This is a genomic window from Microvirga aerophila, from assembly GCF_003332305.1.
GTDB lineage: Bacteria > Pseudomonadota > Alphaproteobacteria > Rhizobiales > Beijerinckiaceae > Microvirga > Microvirga aerophila.
Window position 1 is genome coordinate 60,468 of the sequence record NZ_QOIO01000026.1, and the last position, 22,362, is coordinate 82,829.

The following is a 22,362-nucleotide window of genomic DNA, read 5'->3' on the forward strand; positions in this document are numbered from 1 at the left end:
CTTGATCCTTTGTCCCACTCGTCCCCGCAAAAAGCCATCGTTCTCGCCGCCGGGCTGGGCAAGCGCATGCTGCCGATCACGGCCACCATGCCCAAGCCCCTGGTCAAGGTCGGCGGCCGGAGCCTGATCGACTTCGCCCTCGATCGACTGCACGAGGCCGGCATGGAGACCGTGGTGGTGAACGTCCATCACTTCGCTGACATGCTCGAGGCCCACTTACGCACACGCAAAATGCCGCAGATCGTGGTGTCGGACGAGCGCGACGAGGTGCTGGAAACGGGCGGCGGCGTGAAGAAGGCGCTGCCGCTTTTGAGCGATGGTCCCTTCATCACCTTCAACTCCGATTCCATCTGGGTTGAGGGACAGGAGCCCAACCTCAAGCGCCTGGTTTCAGCCTGGGATCCGGCCAGAATGGATATCCTGATGCTTGTGGCGCCTTTGGAAACAAGCGTCGGCTACGAGGGACGGGGCGATTTCAGCATGGATCAAGATGGCCGCCTACGTCGCCGCAAAGGCGACGAGACGGCGCCGTTCGTCTATGCGGGCGTTGCGATTGTAAAGCCGGAACTCGTGGACGGCAGCCCCGAGGGGCCGTTCTCGGCCAATCTTTTCTACGACAAGGCCATCGCCAAGGACCGACTCTACGGCTTGCAGCTTGACGGTCAGTGGCTGCATGTTGGTGAGCCGCAGGCCATAAAGGTGGCAGAGGAGCGCCTGGCCGCCAGCCTGCGGTGAGGGTTTTTGAGTGTCGCGTATCGTAACCAACGTCTTTTCCATTCCGCCGGGCGGCGCGTTCCTGCCCACCCTGGTGGATTCGCTGATCGACGGCCGCCTCGTCGGCCCATTGCCGGATGATCCGGCGGCTCTCAGCGATGTGACGATCTATGTGCCGACCCGACGCGCCACCCGGGCGCTGATCGCCCTTCTGGCCGAACGAGGCGGCGCCAAGGCGCAGCTCCTGCCGCGCATCGTGCCTCTCGGCGAAACGGATGAAGCCGAATTCGAGCTGACGGGCCTCGAGGGCACGCCGCTCGAGGAAGCCGCCTCCTTGAAGCCGCCGATCCCGCCCCTGGAGCGCCGCCTCATCCTGACCCGCCTCGTCCAGCGCTGGTCGGCGGAAGTGGACAGGAGCCTGTTGCAGCTCGGTCCCGGCGTTCCGTTCATGGTGCCGGCCTCGCCCGCCGATGCGGTGGGGCTGGCGGGCGATCTCGAAACCCTCATGGATGCGTTCACCACCGAGGGCATCGACTGGCATGCCCTGGAACTCGCCGTGGATGCCGATTACTCCGAATATTTCCGCATCACCCGGCATTTCGTGCAGATCGCCAGCGAGAACTGGCCGAAGATCCTGCTCGAACGCCAGGCCAGCGACCCGGCGCAGCGGCGCGGCGCGCTGATCGAGGCCGAGGCCCGGCGCCTCACCCGCGAGCGCCCCGCGAACCCGATCATCGTGGCAGGCTCCACCGGTTCGGTGCCGGCCACCGCGAACCTGATGGCGGCAATTGCGCGCCTGCCGAAGGGCGCTGTGGTGCTGCCCGGGCTCGACGTGGATCTCGACGAGGAAAGCTGGGCCACCATCGGCGGCATCGGCGATGACGAGACGGATCCCGTGCACGGCCACCCGCAGGCGAACCTGCGCCGCCTTCTCGACAAGCATCTGCGCGTGAAGCGCGCCGAGGTGACAGTCTTGGGCGACGTTCCCGAGAAGGCGCGCGCCCGAAACCATCTGCTCTCGGAGGCGCTGCGCCCGGCGGACACCACCCATCGCTGGTCCCTCATCGCCCCTGCCGACAGGCAGGCCATGGCCGCTAAAGGCTGCGAGGGGCTCACTGTCGTGGAAGCGGCGGACGAGCGCGAGGAGGCGCTGGCCATCGCGGTGGCCTTGCGGGAAACCATCGCGCATCCCGGCCAGACCGCCGCCCTCGTGACGCCCGACCGGGCGCTGGCCGCTCGCGTGACGGCGGAACTCGCCCGCTGGGGCCTGTCGGTGGAGGATTCGGCCGGCATTCCACTTTCCGACACGCCCGCCGGCCGCATGGCGCGTCTCGCGGCGGAGGCGGCGGCGGACGATCTACGGCCAGTACGCGTCCTCGCGCTCCTCGCCCACCCCCTCGTACGCCTCGGCCTGCCGCGCGCTACCGTCGAACAGGCCGCCAGTGTTCTGGAAATTGGCGTGCTGCGCGGTCCCGCGCCGGCGCAGGGGATCGAGGGCATCCGCACCACATTGGCGATCCGTCGCACCGAGAAGGACCACCGCACGCCGCGGCCCCGGGCGCGCCTCACCGATGCTGATTGGGACTTGGCCGATGAGGTGCTGCAACGGCTCGGGATGGCGTTCGATGGCTTTACGCCCGCCGTGCATGGCGAAGGCGCGCTCGATCTGAAATCGCTGACGGAAGAGCACCGCCGCGCCGTCGAGATGCTGTGCGCGTTGCCGGACGACGCGGAGGCGGAGGAGCAGGACGCTTCCGTCGAGGCACTCGCGGCCCTTTTCGACGATCTCATCCTGTCGCAGACCGGCAGCATCGAAGGCCGCTTCGTCGATTATCCGAGTTTCTTCACGGCGCTCGCCAAGCAGCGGACCCTGAGCCCGTCGCCCCGCGCAACCCATCGCCGCCTCAAGATCCTAGGTCTTTTGGAAGCGCGTCTTCTGTCGGTGGATCGCGTCGTTCTCGGCGGCCTGGATGAGGGCACATGGCCGCCGCGCACGGTGACGGATGCGTTCCTCAATCGACCCATGCGCAGCCGCGTCGGCCTTGCGCCGCCGGAGCGCCGCATCGGCCAGACGGCGCACGATTTCGTTCAGGCGCTCGGTACCCACGACGTGGTGATCACCCGGGCGCAGAAGCGCGACGGCTCGCCCATGGTGCCCTCGCGCTTCCTGCAGCGCCTCAAGGCTTTCACGGGCCCCGAGATCTGGGGCCGCATGGTGAAGGCGGGCGAGCGGTACCGGGCGCTTGCGCGCCACCTCGACACGCCGCAAGCCTCACCGCCCCTGCCGCGCCCACGGCCGAAACCCGACCCAGCCCTGTTCCCGCGCACCCTCAGCGTCACCGAAATCGAGACGCTGGTGCGCGATCCGTACTCCATCTTCGCGCGCCATGTCCTGAAGCTCGATGCGCTCGATGCCATCGCGACCGCGCCAAGCGCCGCCGATCGTGGCACGATCATCCACGACGTGCTGGGCGGATTCGCCGAAGCCTACCCGAAGGCCCTGCCCGTTCATGCGCAGGAGGACCTGCTCTCACGTGGGGTGGAAGCCTTCGCGGAGATCGCCGAGGCCTATCCGGAACTCTACGCCGAGTGGTGGCCGCGCTTCACGCGGCTTGCCACCGACTTCGTCGTCTGGGAACAGGGGCGTCGTCCGGATCTCATCGAGGTTTTTGCCGAGCGATCCGGCAAGCTGCCGATCCCGCTCAGCGATGGCACGATCTTTACGCTTCGCGCCCGCGCGGACCGGATCGAGCAACGACGGGACGGCGGCTTCACGATCATCGATTTCAAGACCGGGCAGCCTCCCGGCCTGCGCGAGGTTTATGCGGGCTTCTCGCCGCAGCTCACGCTGGAGGCCGTGATGCTGATGAAGGGTGCGTTCAGGGGCCTGCCCGCCGCCAAGGACACGCCGGATCTCGTCTACATCCACACCACTGGCGGCCGCGAGCCGATCAAGCCGCGCGAGATCAAACCGGGGCGCGACGAAGAGCGCTCGGTTGCGGAGATCGTCGAGGAGCATCGCCGTCGCTTCGAGGGCATGATCGCCCGCTACGCCAAGGGCGAGGCCGCCTATCTGTCGCGGCCCTTCCCGAAATATGCGCACCGCTTTTCCGAATACGACCACCTGGCGCGCGTGAAGGAATGGTCTCTGGCGAGCGCGGGCGGCGGTGAGGGTTTCGAATGAGCGACGAACTCGTCATCCCAGGGTATACGGAAGAGGCACAGCGCCGCGCCGCGAACCCCCGCGCCTCCGCTTGGGTGTCGGCCAATGCGGGCGCAGGCAAGACCAAGGTGCTCACGGACCGGGTCGTGCGCCTGCTGCTCGCAGGCTCGCCGCCTGGACGCATCCTGTGCCTCACCTTCACCAAGGCGGCTGCCGCCAACATGGCGATCCGCGTGTTCGACCGCCTCGGCAAATGGGTGACCATGGACGAGGAAAGCCTCGTCCGTGAGCTGACCAAGCTCGAAGGCGAAGTACCGAGTCCCGCGCATGTGCGCCTTGCCCGCACGCTGTTTGCCCGGGCGGTCGAAACGCCGGGCGGTCTCAAGATCGACACCATCCACGCGTTCTGCGAACGGCTCCTGCATCTCGTGCCGTTCGAGGCCAACGTGCCGGCGCGCTTCGCGGTGCTCGACGAGAGCCAAACCGACGAGATGCTGGCGCAGGCCATGTCGAACGTGATGGCCGATGCGGCAAGCGGCGACTATCCCGAACTCAACGACGCATTGGCCGTCATCAGCACTGATGCGGCAGGCGATGCGCTCACCTCGGCGCTCAATGCGGCCATGCGCTGCAAGACGTTCCTGCATCACCCCGGTGGACTCGATGCAGGATTCGCGCGTCTGCGCGTGACGCTGGGTCTCGATGCGAACGAGGACCTGACCTCCATCGAGCGCACCATGCTGGAAGATGGAATCGCGCCCCCCGAATGGCCCTCCGTCGCCCAGGAGCTCCTTGCCGGGAAAGCCACCGACCAGGAACGCGCGGCCTCGTTAATCGCAGCCTGCGAGGCCGATGATCCGGCCGAGAAGCTCCGGCATTACCTGCTGGTGTTCCTGAAAGAGTCCGACGAGACGCCGCGCGCGGAATCGCGGCTCGTCACCAAGTCGGTCAATCCCGTGCTGAAGGAAAGGCTCATCGCCGAGCAGGCGCGCATCTGGGCCTTGATGGACAAGCGCAAGGCGGCGCGGGCCTTGGAGCGCACGACGGCCCTGTTCACCATCGCGGCGGAGATCAGCCGGCGCGTGGACGAGGCGAAGTCGCGTCTCGGCGCGCTCGACTTCCAGGACCTCATCGACAAGACGCTGACGCTCCTGTCGCGCGGCGATGCCGCGTGGGTGCTCTACAAGCTCGATCGCGGCATCGATCACGTGCTCGTCGACGAGGCGCAGGACACCAACCCCGAGCAGTGGGAAATCCTGCGCCGCATCACCGAGGATTTCACGACCGGCCATGGGGCTTCCGGCAAGCGCGTGCGCACGTTGTTTGCCGTGGGCGATCCCAAGCAGTCGATCTATGGATTTCAGGGCGCGGCTCCGCAGGAATTCGAGTCGAGCCGCATGACTTGGTCGCGCAAGGTGACCGAGGCGGAGCTTCTGTTCGAGGATGTGCGCCTCACCGTCTCGTTCCGGTCCGCCAAGGCGGTGCTCTCGGCGGTGGACGCGACCTTCGCGGTGGACCGGCACTTTCGCGGCCTGTCCTTCGAGGACAAGGCCATCGGCACCGTGCACGAAAGCGCCCGCCCCCATGCGCCGGGCCTTGTGGAATTGTGGCCCACCGAGACACCCGCCGAGGAGGAGGAGCCCGAGGCCTGGGTTCTGCCCATCGACGAGCCCGAGCAGCAATCCCCACCCGTGGTGGTGGCGCGGCGCGTCGCCAAGGCGGTGAAGTGCTGGACCACCAAGGGCGACGAGATGGGCCGGGTCTGGACCGCCGGCGACGTGCTGGTGCTCGTGCGCAAACGCGGCGCGGCCTTCGAGGCCGTGATCAGGGCTCTCAAGGAAGCGGGCGTGCCGGTGGCGGGCGCGGACCGGCTCAACATCGGCGAGCACATCGCGGTTCTTGACCTCGTGGCGGCGGGCCGCGCGGCGCTTCTGCCGGATGACGACCTGACGCTCGCGACTGCGCTGAAATCCCCGCTGGTCGGCCTCACCGACGACGACCTCATCCGCCTTGCAGCCTACCGGGCCGACGATGAATCCCTGCATGCCGCTCTCAAGCGCCACGCGGAGGCAGAGGACAGGGCTGCGATACGCGGTCTTGATGCTCTTCAGGCCTGGCAGGGGCTTGCCAAAACCCAAGGTCCCTTCGGGTTCTTCGCAACCCTGCTCGGCCCCTGGAGCGGGCGGCGTCAACTGGTGGGGCGGCTGGGGAGCGAGGCGGGCGACGCCATCGACGCCTTCCTGTGCTTCGCGCATCAATCGGAAATGACCGAGACGCCGTCCCTCACGGTGTTCCTCAACCGGTTCGAATCCGCCTCCCACACCATCAAGCGCGACCTCGACGCGGTGAACAACGAAGTGCGCGTGATGACCGTGCACGGGGCCAAGGGTCTGGAAGCGCCCATCGTGATCCTCATCGACGGCTGCGAGGTTCTGGGGCGCGACCCGGCGCTCATGCAGCTCACCACCCGGTCGGGCCTGACGGTGCCGGTCTGGTCGCCGGGGAAGAACTACGATTCCGCCGTGATGGCGCAGGCGCGCCAGCACCTGCACGACAAGGGGCACGAGGAGCACAACCGTCTCCTCTACGTGGCCATGACTCGCGCCAAGGACCGGCTGGTGATCGCTCCCTACCTGACCGGCAAGAAGAACTCGCCCCAGGAAGCCTGGTGCGAGATGATCCGGCATGGGCTGGTGCAGAAGGCGGGGGGCCTGGAGCTGAGCGAGGCGCCTTACGGGCCCATTAAGGTCTGGCGCGATGGCGCGGGCCTGGCGCGGCCGCCGGTCGTGTCCGAGGTCGCACCTCTCGATCCCGTGGAGGTGCCGGATTGGTTGAACGCTCCCGCGCTGGCCGAGCCGGAACCCCTGCCGCCGATCCGCCCGTCCAGCGCCCTTGGGGCCGCCGACCGGATGACCCGGCCGGGGGACGGTCCCTATGCGCCCGATGCGCGACTGCGCGGTACCCTGGTTCACTCGCTGCTGGAGCGCCTGCCCAACCTTCCGCTCGAGCGCCGGGAAGCCATGGCAAAGGCCTATGTGACCGCCCGCGCGCCCCGCCTGCGCCGGGATCTCCACGACGCTGTCGTGGCCAATGCCCTGAGCGTCCTGACCCATGAAGATCTCGAGGCTCTGTTCGGAACCCATTCCCGGGCCGAGGCTCCCATTGCGGGCCACGTGCGGACGCCGGATGGCGACATCATGGTGTCGGGCCAGATCGACCGGCTGGCCGTCCGCGACCGGGAGGTTCTGGTTGCCGATTTCAAGACCACGGCCCGCCCGCCCGGACCGGGGCAGCCGCTTCCCCGCTCCTACGTAGCCCAGCTTGCTCTCTACCGGAGGCTTCTCCAGGAGATCTACCCGGAGAAGCGGGTGCGCGCCTTCCTGGTCTGGACCTCGGGACCCGTCATCCACGAGCTGACGGAACCGGAGCTGGACCGAGCCCTTACCCTCATCAAAGCAGCGTGAGGGAAAGGCCCCTCGCTTGATTCCCGAAAGGGCCGTTCTTAACTAGGCCTTATCATTGTGCGGCTCTATGTTGAGTCGTGACAGAACAAAGGTGACACAATGGCGACCGTAAAGGTGACCGACGCGAGCTTCCCGCAGGACGTGCTGAACTCCTCCGAGCCCGTCGTGGTCGATTTCTGGGCCGAGTGGTGCGGTCCCTGCCGCATGATCGGACCGGCTCTCGAAGAGATTTCCAACGAGATGGCCGGCAAGGTGAAGATCGTGAAGCTCAATGTGGACGAGAACCCGCAGGTTGCGTCCCAGTTCGGCATCCGGTCGATCCCGGCCCTGATGATGTTCAAGGGCGGCCAGGTGGTGGCCCAGAAGATCGGCGCCGCCCCCAAGGGTGACCTCGCCAAGTGGATCCAGGCTTCGGCCTGATCTTTCTAAGCATTATGAGAATTCGAAGGGGGCCGAGAGGCCCCTTTTCATTTTGGCGCCACGCCTCTTCCCTCCCCCTTGCGGGGAGGGATTGAGGGGGGTCGGACAGTCAGAGCTCTAAGCTGATTGTTAGAGCGCGAGGTTGCTACAGTCCTACCTCGTCGCCTTTCACCTGGGCGCTCCACCCCCACCCGACCGCTGACGCGGCCACCCTCCCCGCAAGGGGGAGGGGAACATGAGCCGTGCAAAATGGGGATCTACTGCGGCAACGTCCCGTTTGCGGCCAGCACCTCGCCCGCCAGATACAACGAGCCGCAGATGAGCACCCGGGGCGGGTGCTCCCAGACGTAGTCGTGCAGGGACGCCAGGGCCGATTCGACGCTGGGCTGGGTCGAGGTGGTGAGCCCGACGCTCGCCGCGATGGCGGCCACTTCTTCGGCAGGACGCGCGGCGATCTGGCCGGAGATCGGCACAGCGATCACTTCGCGAGCAAGGCCCAGGAAGTTCTTGAAGAAAGCCTCTGAATCCTTCGTGCCCAGCATTCCTGCGATGACCACCAGCGGGGCATCGCTGCGCTCGCTCTGGTCCGCCATGGCAGCGGCAAGCACCCGTCCGCCATCGGCGTTGTGCCCGCCATCGAGCCAGATCTCGCAGCCTTCGGGGGAAATCTCCGGCAGGCGGCCCCGGGACAGGCGCTGCAGCCGGCCGGGCCATTCGGCGCGGGTGATGCCGGCCTCGAAAGCCGAGGTCTCGAACTTCTCGAAGCCTGCCGCCCGCAGGGCCGCAATCGCCGTTCCGGCATTGATGAACTGATGCCGCCCGACGAGGCGGGGGCGCGGCAGGTCGAGCAGGCCCTTCTCGTCCTGATAGACGAGCCGCCCGCTCTCCTCATGGATGGAAAAATCCTGCTGGCCGACGAAAAGGGGGGATGCGCCGATCCGCTCGGCCTCCTTGCGCAGGGTCTCGTCGGCCGAGAGATAATCCTGCGGGGCAATGACGGCCGGGCAGCCGCGCTTGAAGATGCCGGCTTTTTCCTTGGCGATGGCTTCAAGGGTCGTGCCGAGATATTCCGCATGGTCATGCCCGATCGACGTGACCACCGCTGCGGCCGGATGGTCGATGACGTTGGTGGCGTCAAACCGGCCGCCGAGGCCCACCTCCAGCAGAAGCACGTCGGCAGGTTCTTCGGAGAACAGCAGGATGGCGGCAGCGGTGGTGATTTCGAACACTGTGATCGGCTGGCCCGCATTCACCTTTTCGCAGCGGCGCAGGGCCTCGACCAAACGGTCCTCGCTCACATACTCGCCGCGCCCGATGCGGCCGAGCCGGATGCGCTCGTGGAAGCGCACCAGATGCGGCGACGTGTAGACGTGGACGGCCAAACCGGCGCTTTCCAGGATCGCCCGCATGAACGCGATGGTCGAGCCCTTACCGTTGGTGCCCGCCACATGGATCGTCGGCGGCAGGCGTCGCTCGGGATGACCGAGCTCCCCAAGCAGGCGCTGGATGCGCCCCAGCGACAGATCGATGGTCTTGGGGTGCAGGGCGAGAAAGCGCGCGATCAGCGCATCCGAGGAATCCATCGCCCTGTCTCCGGATAGATCTTACTCGGCGGCCTCAGCCACCGGCGTGCTCGCCACCGGAGCCTTGGTGAACAGGCGCGACAGACGGGCAACGGTGGCTTTGAGCTCATGGCGATGCACCACCATGTCCACCATGCCGTGGTCCTTCAGGTATTCGGCGCGCTGGAACCCGTCGGGCAGCTTCTCGCGGATGGTCTGCTCGATCACGCGCGGACCCGCGAAGCCGATGAGCGCGCCCGGCTCCGCCAGGTGCACATCGCCCAGCATGGCGTAGGACGCGGTAACACCACCCGTGGTTGGGTTGGTCAGCACGACGATGTAGGGGAGCTTCGCCTCCCTCAGGCGGCGGATCGCCACCGTGGTGCGCGGCATCTGCATGAGCGACAGGATGCCCTCCTGCATGCGCGCGCCGCCGGAGCCGGCGAAGAGCACGTAAGGGGTCTTCTTGTCGAGGGCCGTCTCCGCGCCCTTGATGAAGGCCTCGCCCGCCGCCATGCCGAGCGAGCCGCCCATGAAGCCGAAATCCTGCACCGCGATGGTCATCGGGGTTTCTTCGACCCGGCCGAAGCCCACCTTGAAGGCGTCCTGCTGGCCGGTCTTGGCGCGGGCGTCCTTCAGGCGGTCCACATAGCGCTTCTCGTCACGGAACTTGAGCGGGTCGACCGGCACTTCCGGCAGGGCCACGTCGAGCCAGGTGGCGCCGTCGAACATCATCTGCAGGCGCTGGGTGGCCGAGACGCGCATGTGGTGGTTGGAGCCGGGGATGACCCACTGGTTCGCCTCCACGTCCTTGTGGAACACGACCTGTCCGGTCTCCGGGCACTTGATCCAGAGATTGTCCGGCGTCTCGCGCTTGAAGAGCGTCTTGATCTTCGGACGGACGACTTCGGAAATCCAGTTCATGACTTATCCTTTCGTCATGCCCGGACTTGTTCCGGGCATCCACGCCTTTCGCGTGGCAAGACGTAGATGGCCGGGACAGGCCCGGCCATGACGCCTGTTGTTTCTCAAGCAGCCGCGCGCTTGGCGACCGACCGCACGCCTTCGCTCAGTTCCTTTACCAATGTGGTGACGGACTCGACCGTGCGCGAGGTGGCGCGGTCCTGTTCGTCGAGGGTGCCGCGCATGGCGTCGATCAGGGCAGACCCCACCACGACCCCATCGGCCCCTTGCGCCACCGCCGCCGCATGCTGGCCGCTCTTCACCCCAAAGCCCACCACTACCGGAAGCGGCGTATGGCGCTTGATGCGCTCCACCGCCGTGGCGACCCGGCCGAAATCCGGGGTAGCCGCGCCGGTGATGCCGGTGATCGACACGTAATAGACGAAGCCTGCCGTATTCTCGAGCACCGCCGGCAGGCGATGATCGTCCGTGGTCGGGGTGGCAAGCCGGATGAACGCGAGGCCCGCGTCAAGGGCCGGCAGGCAAAGCTCATCGTCCTCCTCCGGCGGCAGATCGACCACGATCAGGCCGTCCACGCCGGCTTGCTGCGCGTCAGCCAGAAAGCGGTCGACCCCATAGACGTAGATCGGATTGAAATAGCCCATGAGGATCACGGGCGTGTCCGCATCCTCCGCCCGGAAGCGCCGGATGAGATCTAGGGTCTTGACCATGTCCTGACCGACCTTCAGGGCGCGAAGCCCTGCCGCCTGGATGGCCGGACCGTCCGCCATCGGGTCGGTGAAGGGCAGGCCGAACTCGACGATGTCGGCCCCCGCCTTGGGCAGGCTCTTCAAGATTTCAAGCGACGTCTCGGGATCCGGATCGCCGGCCATCACGTATGTAACGAGGGCGGCGCGGCCTTCCGCACGGCACTTCTCAAAACGGGCTTCGATGCGCTTTGTCATGGGCGGGTCTTTAGCATGGGAAATCGGGGATGTGGACAGGGATGTTGCCGGTCACGGCCAGGATGATGGGCCTTCAGCAAAACCCTTCAGCCATCCAGTCCCGCAGGTAAGCCTCAGGCGATGAGTCAGGGTCCATGGCGGTTCGCGTCCAGGCCCGGCGTTCGTGATCAATCACGGCAAGCTCCCAGACACAGGCCATCAGAGGGCGGTCCTGCTCCACGAACGAGAGGACTTGGGCATGAGCAGCACGCCAGAGGCGCTGGGCGCAGATGCCGCCGTCAAGCCACCAGTGAAGCAGAAGCCAGATCGCCTCATCGCCCTGATGGAGAATGGCGAAGCCGTAGGGTGTGTTCGCGCGCCCCTCAGCATTCAGCGAAGTTTGGGCCACAAGCGCTTGGGCTGTTTCGATGGAGGCCGCAGACAGGACAACATCGCTGCCGTGCATGCCATAAGCCTTCAGGACCCGCTCTCCCGCGCGCCAGAGACTTAAAGGCCGGACCTTGCGAGGATGCCAGAGTTCCAAGGCTACGCTCACCATCCAACGCCTATTTGCCGAGCCTGCAGACAGGGCGATTGAAAGGGCCCTCGACTTTCTCAGGAGCTTCGTACTTGTCCGATCCGGGTTGGACCATCAGACGTGGAATGGAAAACTGTTTAGCGAGCTTGGCGCCGTCATAGAACTCGCAACGGATATTGCGGACTTCCACGGCTTCGGCGTTTGAATTGGCAAGCTTAAGGAAAATCGTGGAGACGCGTTTTCCCGTTCCAGTGTTGAGCACTTGCTCCACCTCAATACCTCCATAGGTGACGGGCATTCTGGCTTGCGCAAATGATGGTGAAGCGCTTGCCGAGATGAGAGGGATGAGAAGGAGAAGGCGCTTCATAGATTATCCCCCAGGATCTCAGCGATCTGCGGGATGTCCTTGTCGCCGCGGCCGCTGATGTTGACCACCATCAGGTGGTCCTTCGGCTTCTGCGGCGCGAGGTCCGCCACCTTGGCGAGGGCGTGGCTCGGCTCGAGCGCCGGCAGGATGCCCTCGAGCCGGGAGCAGAGCTGGAACGCTGCAAGCGCCTCGTCGTCGGTGGCGGAGATGTAGTTGACCCGGCCCGTCTCGTGCAGCCAGGCATGCTCCGGGCCGATGCCCGGATAGTCGAGACCCGCCGAGATGGAATGGGCGTCCTGGATCTGACCGTCCTGGTTCATCAGCAGATAGGTGCGGTTGCCGTGCAGCACGCCCGGGCGCCCGCCCGTGAGGGAGGCCGCATGGAGCTTGTCGAGCCCATGGCCCGCCGCCTCGACGCCGTAGATCTCGACGCTGCGGTCGTCGAGGAAGGGGTGGAACAGCCCGATGGCGTTGGAGCCGCCGCCGATGCAAGCGACGAGCGAATCCGGCAGGCGGCCTTCGGCCTGCATCATCTGCTCGCGGGTTTCGTTGCCGATGACGCACTGGAAGTCGCGCACCATGGCCGGATAGGGATGCGGGCCCGCCACCGTGCCGATGCAGTAGAAGGTGTCGGCGACATTCGTGACCCAGTCGCGCAGGGCCTCGTTCATGGCGTCCTTGAGGGTCTTCGTGCCGGACTGCACCGGCACCACCTTGGCGCCCAGCATGTTCATGCGGAACACGTTGGGCTTCTGCCGCTCCACGTCGACCGCGCCCATGTAGACAATGCACTCAAGGCCGAACCGCGCGCAGAGCGTTGCGGTGGCGACCCCGTGCTGGCCCGCGCCCGTCTCGGCGATGATGCGCTTCTTGCCCATGCGGCGGGCGAGAAGGATCTGGCCCAGCACGTTGTTCACCTTGTGGGCGCCCGTATGGTTCAGCTCTTCGCGTTTGAAGTAGATTTTCGCGCCACCGAAATGGTCGGTCATGCGCTCGGCGAAATAGAGCGGGCTCGGCCGGCCGATGTAATGGGTCATGTACCCATCCATCTCCGCCTTGAAGGACGGGTCGGCCCTGGCCTCGGCATAGGCCTTTTCCAGTTCGAGAATGTTCGGCATCAGGGTCTCGGCCACGAAGCGGCCGCCGAAAATGCCGAAATGCCCACGCTCGTCCGGGCCGGTGCGGAAGGAATTGGGTTGGGCTTGAGCTGACACGCCTGTCCTGCCTTAAGGTGTTCGGTGCACTTTTACCGGAACGGTGAATAGCGCTTTTCCGGAGAAAGTGCGTTGTTTTCTTTGTCTCAGGCGGCGAAAGCCGCCCGGGCGGCCTTCACGAAGGCCTCGATCTTGTCTGGGTCCTTGACGCCCGGCTTGACCTCGACCCCGGACGACACGTCGACGGCCTTGGATCCGGTGAGCTTGATCGCCTCCGTCACATTGCCCGGGCCGAGTCCTCCTGACAGCATGAAGGGGAGCCGGGGGTCAAGCCCGACCAGAAGCCGCCAGTCGAAGGAGAGGCCATTGCCGCCCGGAAGAGCGTCGGGCATGCGGGGCGGCTTGGCATCGAGAAGCACATGATCGGCGACGCCCGCATAGGCGGCCAGCCCGGAAAGGTCCGCCGCCTCGGCGATGCCGATCGCCTTCATGACCGGACGGCCGAAACGGGCGCGAATCGCCGCCACGCGCTCGGGGCCCTCATGCCCATGGAGCTGAAGCAGGTCGGGATCGAGCGCCTCCACCGCCTCCTGAATGAACGAGTCATCCGCATCGACCAAGAGCACGACGCGCAGGGCGCGGCCCTTGGCCTGAGCCGAGAGATCGCGGCCCGTCTCCAGGCTCACATGGCGTGGGCTTTTGGGAAACCGCACGAAGCCGACCCAGTCCGCGCCCGCCGAAAGGGCGGCGTCGAGGGTATCAGGCGTCGAGAGCCCGCAGATCTTGACCAGCTTGTCCATGGCACGATGTTACGACGCTTTGGCCTGCTTGCGCCACACCAGCATCGCCGCAGCGAGATCTTCCAGCGCCGTGCCGACCGACTTGAACAGGGTGATCGCCTCCGGGGCCCGCTGCACGGAGCTGCGGCATAGATCGGCCAGATCGCCCTTCACGTGACTTTCCGCGATGGCGCCGCCTTGGAGAGCAAGCGCCACGTCCCCGCCCTCGTGCTTGGCCGCTGGGGTGTCCACATAGACCTGCGCCCGGCGAATGGCCTCATCGTCAACCTCACGCATGTGAAGATTGAAGGCCCCGACGAGATCGAGATGGGCTCCCGCCTTCAGCCATTCGCCCTTGACGATGGGGGAGCGCGAGAGCGTGGCGCAGGAGACGAGGTCAGCCTCGCGCACGGCGCTTTCGAGATCAGTCATCGCCGTCACCGGCAGGCCTTCCGCCTGCAACTGCTCCGCCAGGGCTTTGGCCTTGTCGGCGTTGTGATTCCACAGCACGACTTCGAGGATTGGCCGCTGGCTCATGTGGGCGCGAATCAGGAAAGGCGCGAGGGAGCCGGAACCCACCATCACCATGCGGGCTGCCTCGGGCCGCGCAAGAAACCGGGCCGCGAGCGCCGAGGCGGCGGCGGTGCGCCACACGGTGAGGCGCGTACCGTCCAGCGCCGCGCGGGGCTCGCCGGTCGCCCCGTCCATGAGCAGGTAGGTGCCGAGAACGCTGGGAAGGTGTTTCGCGCCGTTGTCGGGGAACACCGACACGATCTTGACGCCCACATAGCCGTCTGGCGTGGCAGGTCCCGTCCAGGCCGGCATGAGCAGGAGCGTTCCGTGGGAGCCGGGGCGCTCGATCTCGTGGTGGTGACGCACCGGCGTGACGAAGTCGCCGCGAAACGCATCGGCCAAGGCATCGATCAGGGACGGAAACGTCAGCGCCCGGTCGATCTCGGCGGCGGTGATGACGTGCATGAGAGCCTTAATAGGTCGAGGGCTGCGGTCGCGGCAGAGTGGCCGGCAGGTTGGTGCTTGGCACCTGGGCGCGCAGGCGCTCGGTCTCGTAGCGCAGCTGGCGCGCCTCGCGGCGGGACTGGCGGCGCGCCCTGCGGTTCTTGCCCTGGGCAAGCCAGGTCGCCGTACCGCCGATCACGACGCCGAGCATGACCGCCGCGAAGATGACCGCGAAGAGGGGAAGCTGCGTGGCGATTTCCGGCGCTTCCTGCGAGAACGGGTCCAGCGACAGGGTCACCGGAGCCCTGTTGGCGACGGCGAGCAGCACGACCAGAATCGCCACGGGCAATAGAATCAGCGCCTTGAGAAAACGAATCACGACTGGCTCTCCCTAGAGCATCCTGCGGCGAACCGGATTCGGCCCGCCGTCAAAACACGGCACAATAAAACGCGAAGGGATGTTTCCACGGCCGCGGAAGCACCTCGCGTGTTCAATGGGATGCGGCAGCCTTCAGTACCTTCGGGGAGGTGTTGAGGCGCTGACGCATCTCCTTGCCCGTCTTGAAGACGGGGACGACCTTCTCGGAGATGGAAACGGACTCACCCGTGCGCGGGTTGCGTCCGGTGCGAGCGTCGCGCTTCTTGACGGAGAACGCCCCGAAGCCGCGTAGCTCCACCCGGTCGCCTCGGGCAAGCGCATCCGCGATGGTGTCGAGAATCGCGTTCACGATGTTCTCGACGTCTCGCTGATACAGATGCGGGTTCTGCTCGGCGATCTTGAGCACCAGTTCGGATTTGATCATGTAAGGGCTATATGTTTGACGCTGCTTTATTTTTCCGAAGGGTGCCAGACCGCCAACAGACCGTCAAGCTGCGCAGCGCCAACGCTGACGGAAGCACGGCGAAGCGCGGCGGCGGCCTCGTCGAATCCCATCAGATCGGCCCCGGTCGCGGCCCAGGCGAAGACCGAGAAATCCCGGTCGCCGCGCGGCTTCCAATCGCGAACCGGCAGGTCCTTGGCGACGCCCTTCTCCTGTTCGAGCCACGCGATGGCGTCGCGCTCTCCGCCGATCTTGTCGATGAGCTTCAGGGGCACGCCCTGACGTCCGCTGAAAACTTGGCCGGTGGAGGCGGTTGCCAGCTCCTGATCGTTCAGGCGTCGGCGCTCGCGCACGAGGGTCTTGAACCAGTCATAGGTGTCGGCCACCACCTGCTGCAGGGCGGCCCTCGCCTCCGGGCTCGTGGGCTTGAAGGGGCTGGGCTCAGCCTTGAGCGGAGCGGACTTCACCTCCTCCACCTTGACGCCAAGCTGGCCGAGAAGGCCCGAGAGGTCGGGATACTGGAACAGCACGCCGATGGAGCCGACAAGGGCCGTCTCGCGGGCCACGATGTGGTCCGCCGCGATGGCCGTGATGTACCCGCCGGAGGCGGCCGTGCCTTCCACGAAGGTGACGACGGGCTTCTTCTCCGAAAGCCGGCGGATGTTGCGGTAGAGCTCCTCGGACCCGGTGGTGGTGCCGCCGGGGCTGTTGACCGAGATGACCACACCCGAGACCGAGTTCGCCTCGCCCACCCGCTGCATGAGATCGGCCATGCGCTGGTTGCTGGCGATGAACCCGTCGACGGAGATGCGCGCCACGTGGGATTGCCCGGCCCCGACGCCCATCCGGTCGGCGGCCGCATACCCTAAGGCAACCACGGCCGCGATGAGGGCCAGGACCCCGGCTGTGCGCCAGAACGTGAGCTTGCGTCGCAACCGGCGGCGATCGGCGATGGCTTCGGCATCAATGGACATGAATCGTCGTCTCTTGCTTGGGGCCTGTTCGAGGGTGTCACCCTATGGCGAAGGCAGATAGGGCAGCAAGGCGTTTGGCCAATAAAAAGTGCCGCTCTTGCGGCCTGCTGTCGCCCGTTATGAAACCCGTCGGGGCCAGAAAGCCCACAGAAGAAGGATTGCGGCCGCGATCCAGAGGATCACGATTGCCAGGGCGCCAACCTGGCTGACGGGGCGCTGTGCCCGCTGGCGTGCCGTTGCGCGCAGCTCGTCCATAAGCCCGGACGGAATCAACCGGACGGCCAGCAGGATCCCGAGAGGCACGAGAATCACATCGTCCAGGTAGCCCAGCACGGGGATGAAATCAGGGATCAGATCGATGGGGCTCAGCGCATAGGCCGCCACCGTGGCCGCCGCGAGCTTGGCATACCAGGGCACGTGCGGATGCCGAACCGCAAGATAGAGCGCGACTACGTCGGTCTTGATGGCCTTCGCCCAGCTTCGCAGGCGGGCGAACACTCCTGTTCTTTTCGGTCGATCCATGTCCGCGCCTCCGGCCTGACGAGGAGCCAGCGTATCAGGCTGCTTGAGACAAAGAAAAACCCGCGCGATCACTCGCGCGGGTCGTTTGATGTTCGAAGCGCTCCTCGGACGGATCCGGAGAGCATCGGGCTAGGCCCGATTACTTCTTGTCCTTGGCCTTGAGGGCCGCGCCGAGGATGTCGCCGAGCGACGCGCCGGAATCGGCCGAGCCGTACTGCGCCATGGCTTCCTTCTCCTCAGCGACCTCGAGGGCCTTGACGGAGACGGTGACGCGGCGAGCCTTGCGGTCGAACTGCGTGACGCGGGCGTCGAGCTTCTCGCCGGTGGCGAAGCGCTCGGGGCGCTGATCGCCGCGATCGCGGGCCAGCTCGTTGCGCTTGATGAAGGTGGTGAGGTCGGTATCGACGATCTTCACCTCCAGGCCGCCATCCTTCACCTCGAGAATCTCGCAGGTGACGATCTGGCCCTTCTTGATCTCGCCGGCTTCCGCGAAGGGGTCGCCGCCGAGCTGCTTGATGCCCAGCGAGATGCGCTCCTTCTCGACGTCCACGTCGAGAACCTGGGCGCGCACCATGTCGCCCTTCTTGAAGTCGTCGATGACCTGCTCGCCCGGACGGTTCCAGTCGAGGTCCGAGAGGTGGACCATCCCGTCGACGTCGTTCTCGAGACCGATGAACAGACCGAACTCGGTCTTGTTCTTGACCTCGCCTTCGACTTCGGAGCCGACAGGGTGCTTCTCGGCGAAGGCCTCCCACGGGTTCTGCAGCGTCTGCTTCAGGCCCAGCGAGATGCGGCGCTTCACCTGATCGACCTCGAGGATCACGACCTCAACCTCCTGCGAGGTGGAGATGATCTTGCCCGGATGGACGTTCTTCTTCGTCCAGGACATCTCGGAGACGTGGATCAAGCCTTCGATGCCCGGCTCGAGCTCAACGAACGCACCGTAATCGGTGATGTTCGTCACGCGGCCCTTGAGCTTGGCGCCAACCGGGTAACGGGCGGCGATGCCCTCCCACGGATCGGCCAGCAGCTGCTTGATGCCGAGCGAGATGCGGTGCGTCTCGTGGTTGATCTTGATGATCTTGACCTTGACCGTCTGGCCGATGGTTACGACCTCGGACGGATGGTTCACGCGGCGCCATGCCATGTCGGTCACGTGCAGCAGGCCGTCGATGCCGCCGAGATCAACGAACGCACCGTACTCGGTGATGTTCTTGACCACGCCGTCGATGACCTGACCCTCTTCAAGGTTCGCCACGAGCTCGGAACGCTGCTCGGCGCGGCTCTCTTCGAGGACCGTGCGGCGCGACACGACGATGTTGCCGCGGCGGCGATCCATCTTGAGGATCTGGAACGGCTGAGCCACGCCCATGAGCGGGGTGACGTCGCGCACGGGGCGGATGTCGACCTGGCTGCGGGGCAGGAACGCCACGGCGCCGTCGAGGTCGACCGTGTAGCCGCCCTTGACCTGGTTGAAGATGACGCCGTTGACGCGCTCTTGGGCCTCGAAGGCCTTCTCGAGCTTGACCCAGCTCTCTTCGCGGCGAGCCTTGTCGCGGGAGATGACGGCCTCGCCCAGCGCATTCTCGATGCGCTCGACATAGACCTCAACCTCGTCGCCGACATTGATCGTCTGGTCGCGGTTGGGGCCTGCAAATTCCTTGAGGGCCACGCGGCCTTCGGTCTTGGCGCCGATATCGATGACCGCGACGTCCTTTTCGATCGCGACCACTTTACCCTTGACGACCGAGCCTTCGCTGATCTCGTTCGTGCGGAAGGATTCTTCGAGCAGGGCCGCGAAATCTTCACGGCTCGGCGCTTGTTGGTATGCTGCGGACATATGTTCTCCTGAATGGCCCTTGTTTGAAGGGGCAACGCCGGCGGCTCGTGTGAACGGGCCGTTTCCAGCCGCCGCTGCCAGGATCGCCCCTCGAGGGCCAGGACCAAGGCATGCCGCTCTATCGAGCGGGCCGGCGTATCATCGACGGATGGAAACGCTTATACCGAAAGGACTTTTTGGAAGCACCGCGAGGGCGCGGAACACGCACCCTCACATAACGACAACCGCCACTGTCCTGTCGGATGGCGCTGTTTTATCCCATTTCGACTGGCATCACAAGGGTTTCCGAACCCTCCGGCGACCTCTGGCCTCCGGGCTTCTGCCAAGCTTCGTTGCGCCGGGTCTTCCGGCGCGGGAACGAGGCAAGGACGGCCTAGACGGGCACGTCGGAGTGCCGCGCTCGCGCGGTCGCCCAGTCCAGGGCGCGCTCGAGACGGTCGTTGCCCCAGAACAGCTCCCGGTCCTCCGCCACAAAGCACGGGGCGCCGAAGATGCCGCGCAGTTGCGCCTCCTCGCCGATCCGGCGCAGGCGAGCCTTGTTGGCCTCGGCCTGCGCCTGCTCCATCACGGCCCCGGCGTCGAGCCCCAGATCGGTCAGGACGATGCTTAAGGCGGCCGGATCGCTGATGTTGCGGCTCTTCCCGAACTCCGCCGCAAAGACCGCCTTGGTGAAGGCCGGGGTCCAACCCTGATCGAGCCCCACCAGCGCCACCCGGGCGGCGAGAAGGGAGTTCTGCGGAAAGGGATCGGGCCGGCAGAAGGGCACCCCAAGGCGCGCCGCCTCTCGCTCCATATCGCGCCACATGTAGCGGCCCTTGTCGGGGAAGAGATTGAAGGGCGACGTGGTCCAGCCCTGCGCGGCGAAGATCGGTCCCAGGAGGAAGGGCCGCCAGTGCACCTTCACGCCTGCCTCCTCGGCGGCGGCCTCGATGCGCATGGCCGCCAGATACGAGTAGGTGGAGGCAAAGTCGTACCAGAACTCAAGAACCGGCCCGGGCATGGCAATCTCTTTCTTAGGCGACACCAGAGTTCAGGCCCGTATCCTATTCCACAACCGGACAACAGCCGCCCTTATTCCGGCCAGGAATGCCCCAGACGCATATCGATCCCCGGTTGCGCCGCCTACGCTTACCCTTTAAGTCGCAGGGCATCCTTCGTCCTTTGGAATCCTTGCTATGGCCGACAAGCGCGTGAACAAGGTCGTGCTCGCCTATTCGGGCGGTCTCGACACCTCCATCATCCTCAAGTGGCTGCAGACCACCTATGGCTGCGAGGTCGTGACCTTCACGGCCGATCTCGGCCAGGGCGAGGAGCTGGAGCCCGCGCGCAAGAAAGCCGAGCTTCTCGGCATCAAGCCGGAGAACATCTTCATCGAGGACCTGCGCGACGAGTTCGTGCGCGACTACGTTTTTCCCATGTTCCGGGCCAACGCCCAGTACGAGGGCCTTTATCTGCTCGGCACCTCCATCGCCCGGCCGCTCATCGCCAAGAAGCAGATCGAGATCGCCGAGCGGGTCGGAGCCGACGCGGTGGCTCACGGCGCGACCGGCAAGGGCAACGACCAGGTGCGCTTCGAGCTCGGCTACTATGCGCTCAAGCCCGACGTGACCGTGATCGCCCCCTGGCGCGAGTGGGACCTGCGCTCCCGCGAGGCGCTGATCGCCTTTGCCGAGCAGAACCAGATCCCGATCGCCAAGGACAAGCGCGGCGAGGCCCCGTTCTCGGTCGACGCCAACCTCCTGCACGCTTCCTCCGAGGGCAAGGTGCTTGAGGACCCGGCGGCGGAAGTGCCCGACTACGTCTATTCCCGCACCAACGATCCCGAATCGGCTCCCGATCAGCCCACCGTGATCTCCATCACGTTCGAGAAGGGCGACCCGGTCGCCATCGACGGCCAGAAGATGGGGCCCGCCGACCTCCTGGCGAAGCTCAACGAACTCGGCCGCCTCAACGGCATTGGCCGCCTCGACCTGGTCGAGAACCGCTTCGTGGGCATGAAGAGCCGCGGCATGTACGAGACGCCGGGCGGCACGATCCTACACCTCGCCCACCGGGGCATCGAGTCGATCACCCTCGACCGGGGGGCGGCTCACCTCAAGGACGAGCTCATGCCAAAATACGCCGAGCTCATCTATAACGGCTTCTGGTTCTCGCCGGAGCGCGAGATGCTGCAGGCGATGATCGACAAGAGCCAGGAATTCGTCACCGGCGAGGTCAAGCTCAAGCTCTACAAGGGCGGCGTCCACCTCATCGGCCGGACAAGCCCGTACTCGCTCTACGACCAGGACCTCGTCACCTTCGAGGAAGGCGCAGTGGCCTACGACCACCGCGACGCCGCGGGCTTTATCAAGCTCAACGCGCTTCGCCTGCGCACGCTCGCCCAGCGCAAGAAGAAGCTGGGGCTGTAAAGCAGCCCCTCACGGCCGGCCCTTTAAGCGAGAACCTCCGACGCCTGGCGTCGGGGGTCTTTGTCATCAGAGGACGAAGTCTGCGTTTGCGAAGGTGTGGGCGCCAAGCGCCTTGATGGCGAAATCGGCAGAGCCGTCGCCGTTCACGTCTCCAGCGATGTACGTATCACCGCCCGACTTGTAGGCCTTCAGCTCGCCCGCGACCTTGTGGAAGCCCTGCGTGCCGATGAACGTGAAGGCCTGGTTGCCGGCGGCACCGGTATTCGCGTCGATGCCTTTCAGGTTGATCCTGTCGGCGCCGTGGACGAAGTCGCCGATGGCATCGCCATTGGCTTCAGACGCCGTATCGAAGATGAACGCATCCTTGCCTGCGCCGCCCCAGAGAATGTCGGCGCCGGCGTTGCCATTGAGGTTATCGTGGCCGCCCTTGCCTTTGAGGGTATTGGCTCCGGAATTGCCCGACAGTTTGTTGCTCAGGCTGTTGCCGGTGCCGTTCAGGTTGTCCGCACCTCTCAAGGTAAGACGCTCCACCCCTTGGCCTGCCAGGGAATACGAGATCGTGCTGAGGACCTTGTCGGCGCCCTGGTTGGCCTGCTCGTAGGCCTTGTCGCCTGCCTGATCGACGTAATAGGTGTCGTTGCCCTTGCCGCCATACATGGCATCGACGCCGGACGTGCCGTGCAGCACGTTGTTGCTGCTGTCGCCGGTGATGGTCTCTCCGGTCGTGACGGAGGGCGTCGACTCAGTGGCGGGGGAGGTTGTCGGAGGGGTCGTGACCGTGGGGACGCCGGCATCGTCGGCCTCGGCGCGCTCGGCAGCGTTGGGGGTGCCG

At 65.7% G+C, this 22,362-nt stretch carries 20 protein-coding genes; 5 read left to right on the forward strand and 15 right to left on the reverse strand.

All coding sequences use genetic code 11. The annotated features are described in order from the left end of the window. Nucleotides 1-9: 9 nt before the first annotated feature. The 4 genes from DRB19_RS15645 (at nucleotide 10) to trxA (ending at nucleotide 7,761) form a co-directional block, all read left to right on the forward strand. Nucleotides 10-735, forward strand: a complete 726-nt coding sequence (locus DRB19_RS15645; RefSeq protein WP_114186962.1) for a nucleotidyltransferase family protein — start codon at nucleotides 10-12, stop codon at nucleotides 733-735. A gap of 10 nt (nucleotides 736-745) precedes the next feature. Next, nucleotides 746-3,898: a double-strand break repair protein AddB gene (addB, locus tag DRB19_RS15650; RefSeq protein WP_245439544.1), complete on the forward strand. Its 3,153-nt coding sequence runs from the start codon at nucleotides 746-748 to the stop codon at nucleotides 3,896-3,898. Next, the gene (addA, locus tag DRB19_RS15655) at nucleotides 3,895-7,341 is read left to right on the forward strand and encodes a double-strand break repair helicase AddA (RefSeq protein ID WP_114186963.1); all 3,447 of its coding nucleotides are present in this window, start codon (nucleotides 3,895-3,897) and stop codon (nucleotides 7,339-7,341) included. The genes addB and addA overlap by 4 nt, the downstream gene beginning before the upstream one ends. 99 nt (nucleotides 7,342-7,440) lie before the next feature. Continuing rightward, nucleotides 7,441-7,761, forward strand: coding sequence for a thioredoxin (trxA, locus tag DRB19_RS15660; RefSeq protein ID WP_114186964.1), 321 nt, complete (start codon nucleotides 7,441-7,443; stop codon nucleotides 7,759-7,761). A gap of 257 nt (nucleotides 7,762-8,018) precedes the next feature. On the opposite strand, the gene DRB19_RS15665 is transcribed toward trxA, so the two are convergent. The 14 genes from DRB19_RS15665 to DRB19_RS15730 form a co-directional block, all read right to left on the reverse strand. Beyond that, nucleotides 8,019-9,344 (reverse strand): bifunctional folylpolyglutamate synthase/dihydrofolate synthase, encoded by a 1,326-nt coding sequence (locus tag DRB19_RS15665; protein WP_114186965.1) that lies wholly within the window; start codon nucleotides 9,342-9,344, stop codon nucleotides 8,019-8,021. Nucleotides 9,345-9,365: 21 nt separating this feature from the next. Next, nucleotides 9,366-10,247 carry an acetyl-CoA carboxylase, carboxyltransferase subunit beta gene (gene accD, locus DRB19_RS15670; RefSeq protein WP_114186966.1) on the reverse strand — a complete coding sequence of 294 codons (882 nt, stop codon included), beginning with the start codon at nucleotides 10,245-10,247 and terminating at the stop codon, nucleotides 9,366-9,368. A 104-nt stretch (nucleotides 10,248-10,351) separates the two neighbouring features. Then, nucleotides 10,352-11,191, reverse strand: a complete 840-nt coding sequence (trpA, locus tag DRB19_RS15675) for a tryptophan synthase subunit alpha (RefSeq protein WP_114186967.1) — start codon at nucleotides 11,189-11,191, stop codon at nucleotides 10,352-10,354. Nucleotides 11,192-11,264: 73 nt separating this feature from the next. Then, nucleotides 11,265-11,714 carry a hypothetical protein gene (locus DRB19_RS15680; RefSeq protein ID WP_245439546.1) on the reverse strand — a complete coding sequence of 150 codons (450 nt, stop codon included), beginning with the start codon at nucleotides 11,712-11,714 and terminating at the stop codon, nucleotides 11,265-11,267. Nucleotides 11,715-11,736: 22 nt separating this feature from the next. Then, the gene (locus DRB19_RS15685) at nucleotides 11,737-12,075 is read right to left on the reverse strand and encodes a hypothetical protein (RefSeq protein WP_114186968.1); all 339 of its coding nucleotides are present in this window, start codon (nucleotides 12,073-12,075) and stop codon (nucleotides 11,737-11,739) included. Further along, a complete protein-coding gene (gene trpB, locus DRB19_RS15690; RefSeq protein WP_114186969.1) occupies nucleotides 12,072-13,289 on the reverse strand; it encodes a tryptophan synthase subunit beta in 1,218 nt (405 codons plus the stop codon). Before trpB ends, DRB19_RS15685 begins: the two co-directional genes overlap by 4 nt. Before the next feature lie 86 nt (nucleotides 13,290-13,375). Then, nucleotides 13,376-14,029, reverse strand: coding sequence for a phosphoribosylanthranilate isomerase (locus DRB19_RS15695; protein ID WP_114186970.1), 654 nt, complete (start codon nucleotides 14,027-14,029; stop codon nucleotides 13,376-13,378). A gap of 9 nt (nucleotides 14,030-14,038) precedes the next feature. After that, entirely contained in the window at nucleotides 14,039-14,986 is a 948-nt protein-coding gene (gene lhpI / locus DRB19_RS15700; protein WP_114186971.1) for a bifunctional Delta(1)-pyrroline-2-carboxylate/Delta(1)-piperideine-2-carboxylate reductase, read from the reverse strand. A gap of 7 nt (nucleotides 14,987-14,993) precedes the next feature. Then, nucleotides 14,994-15,344: a lipopolysaccharide assembly protein LapA domain-containing protein gene (locus tag DRB19_RS15705; protein WP_114186972.1), complete on the reverse strand. Its 351-nt coding sequence runs from the start codon at nucleotides 15,342-15,344 to the stop codon at nucleotides 14,994-14,996. Nucleotides 15,345-15,456: 112 nt separating this feature from the next. After that, nucleotides 15,457-15,768, reverse strand: a complete 312-nt coding sequence (ihfB, locus tag DRB19_RS15710; RefSeq protein ID WP_114186973.1) for an integration host factor subunit beta — start codon at nucleotides 15,766-15,768, stop codon at nucleotides 15,457-15,459. 26 nt (nucleotides 15,769-15,794) lie between these two features. Next, complete coding sequence (gene sppA, locus DRB19_RS15715; RefSeq protein WP_114186974.1) at nucleotides 15,795-16,760, reverse strand: signal peptide peptidase SppA; 966 nt, start codon at nucleotides 16,758-16,760, stop codon at nucleotides 15,795-15,797. Between the two features lie 117 nt (nucleotides 16,761-16,877). Next, complete coding sequence (locus DRB19_RS15720) at nucleotides 16,878-17,282, reverse strand: YkvA family protein (protein ID WP_114186986.1); 405 nt, start codon at nucleotides 17,280-17,282, stop codon at nucleotides 16,878-16,880. A 139-nt stretch (nucleotides 17,283-17,421) separates the two neighbouring features. After that, complete coding sequence (gene rpsA, locus DRB19_RS15725; protein ID WP_114186975.1) at nucleotides 17,422-19,122, reverse strand: 30S ribosomal protein S1; 1,701 nt, start codon at nucleotides 19,120-19,122, stop codon at nucleotides 17,422-17,424. Nucleotides 19,123-19,495: 373 nt separating this feature from the next. After that, nucleotides 19,496-20,122, reverse strand: coding sequence for a 2-hydroxychromene-2-carboxylate isomerase (locus DRB19_RS15730; RefSeq protein ID WP_114186976.1), 627 nt, complete (start codon nucleotides 20,120-20,122; stop codon nucleotides 19,496-19,498). 175 nt (nucleotides 20,123-20,297) lie between these two features. On the opposite strand from DRB19_RS15730, the gene DRB19_RS15735 reads away from it, so the two are divergent. Then, nucleotides 20,298-21,530 (forward strand): argininosuccinate synthase, encoded by a 1,233-nt coding sequence (locus tag DRB19_RS15735; RefSeq protein WP_114186977.1) that lies wholly within the window; start codon nucleotides 20,298-20,300, stop codon nucleotides 21,528-21,530. Between the two features lie 66 nt (nucleotides 21,531-21,596). Here the strand turns inward: DRB19_RS15735 and DRB19_RS15740 are convergent. Continuing rightward, a partial coding sequence (locus tag DRB19_RS15740; protein WP_114186978.1) for a M10 family metallopeptidase C-terminal domain-containing protein occupies nucleotides 21,597-22,362 on the reverse strand: 766 nt, incomplete at its 5' end.

What these genes read in the sequence shown, in the direction of transcription:
- addA (WP_114186963.1), top strand. Translation starts at nt 3,895, where the DNA reads ATGAGCGACGAACTCGTCATCCCAGGGTATACGGAAGAGGCACAGCGC.
- trxA (WP_114186964.1), top strand. Translation starts at nt 7,441, where the DNA reads ATGGCGACCGTAAAGGTGACCGACGCGAGCTTCCCGCAGGACGTGCTG.
- DRB19_RS15665 (WP_114186965.1), bottom strand. Translation starts at nt 9,344, where the DNA reads ATGGATTCCTCGGATGCGCTGATCGCGCGCTTTCTCGCCCTGCACCCC.
- accD (WP_114186966.1), bottom strand. Translation starts at nt 10,247, where the DNA reads ATGAACTGGATTTCCGAAGTCGTCCGTCCGAAGATCAAGACGCTCTTC.
- trpA (WP_114186967.1), bottom strand. Translation starts at nt 11,191, where the DNA reads ATGACAAAGCGCATCGAAGCCCGTTTTGAGAAGTGCCGTGCGGAAGGC.
- DRB19_RS15685 (WP_114186968.1), bottom strand. Translation starts at nt 12,075, where the DNA reads ATGAAGCGCCTTCTCCTTCTCATCCCTCTCATCTCGGCAAGCGCTTCA.
- DRB19_RS15695 (WP_114186970.1), bottom strand. Translation starts at nt 14,029, where the DNA reads ATGGACAAGCTGGTCAAGATCTGCGGGCTCTCGACGCCTGATACCCTC.
- lhpI (WP_114186971.1), bottom strand. Translation starts at nt 14,986, where the DNA reads ATGCACGTCATCACCGCCGCCGAGATCGACCGGGCGCTGACGTTTCCG.
- ihfB (WP_114186973.1), bottom strand. Translation starts at nt 15,768, where the DNA reads ATGATCAAATCCGAACTGGTGCTCAAGATCGCCGAGCAGAACCCGCAT.
- sppA (WP_114186974.1), bottom strand. Translation starts at nt 16,760, where the DNA reads ATGTCCATTGATGCCGAAGCCATCGCCGATCGCCGCCGGTTGCGACGC.
- DRB19_RS15720 (WP_114186986.1), bottom strand. Translation starts at nt 17,282, where the DNA reads ATGGATCGACCGAAAAGAACAGGAGTGTTCGCCCGCCTGCGAAGCTGG.
- rpsA (WP_114186975.1), bottom strand. Translation starts at nt 19,122, where the DNA reads ATGTCCGCAGCATACCAACAAGCGCCGAGCCGTGAAGATTTCGCGGCC.
- DRB19_RS15730 (WP_114186976.1), bottom strand. Translation starts at nt 20,122, where the DNA reads ATGCCCGGGCCGGTTCTTGAGTTCTGGTACGACTTTGCCTCCACCTAC.
- DRB19_RS15735 (WP_114186977.1), top strand. Translation starts at nt 20,298, where the DNA reads ATGGCCGACAAGCGCGTGAACAAGGTCGTGCTCGCCTATTCGGGCGGT.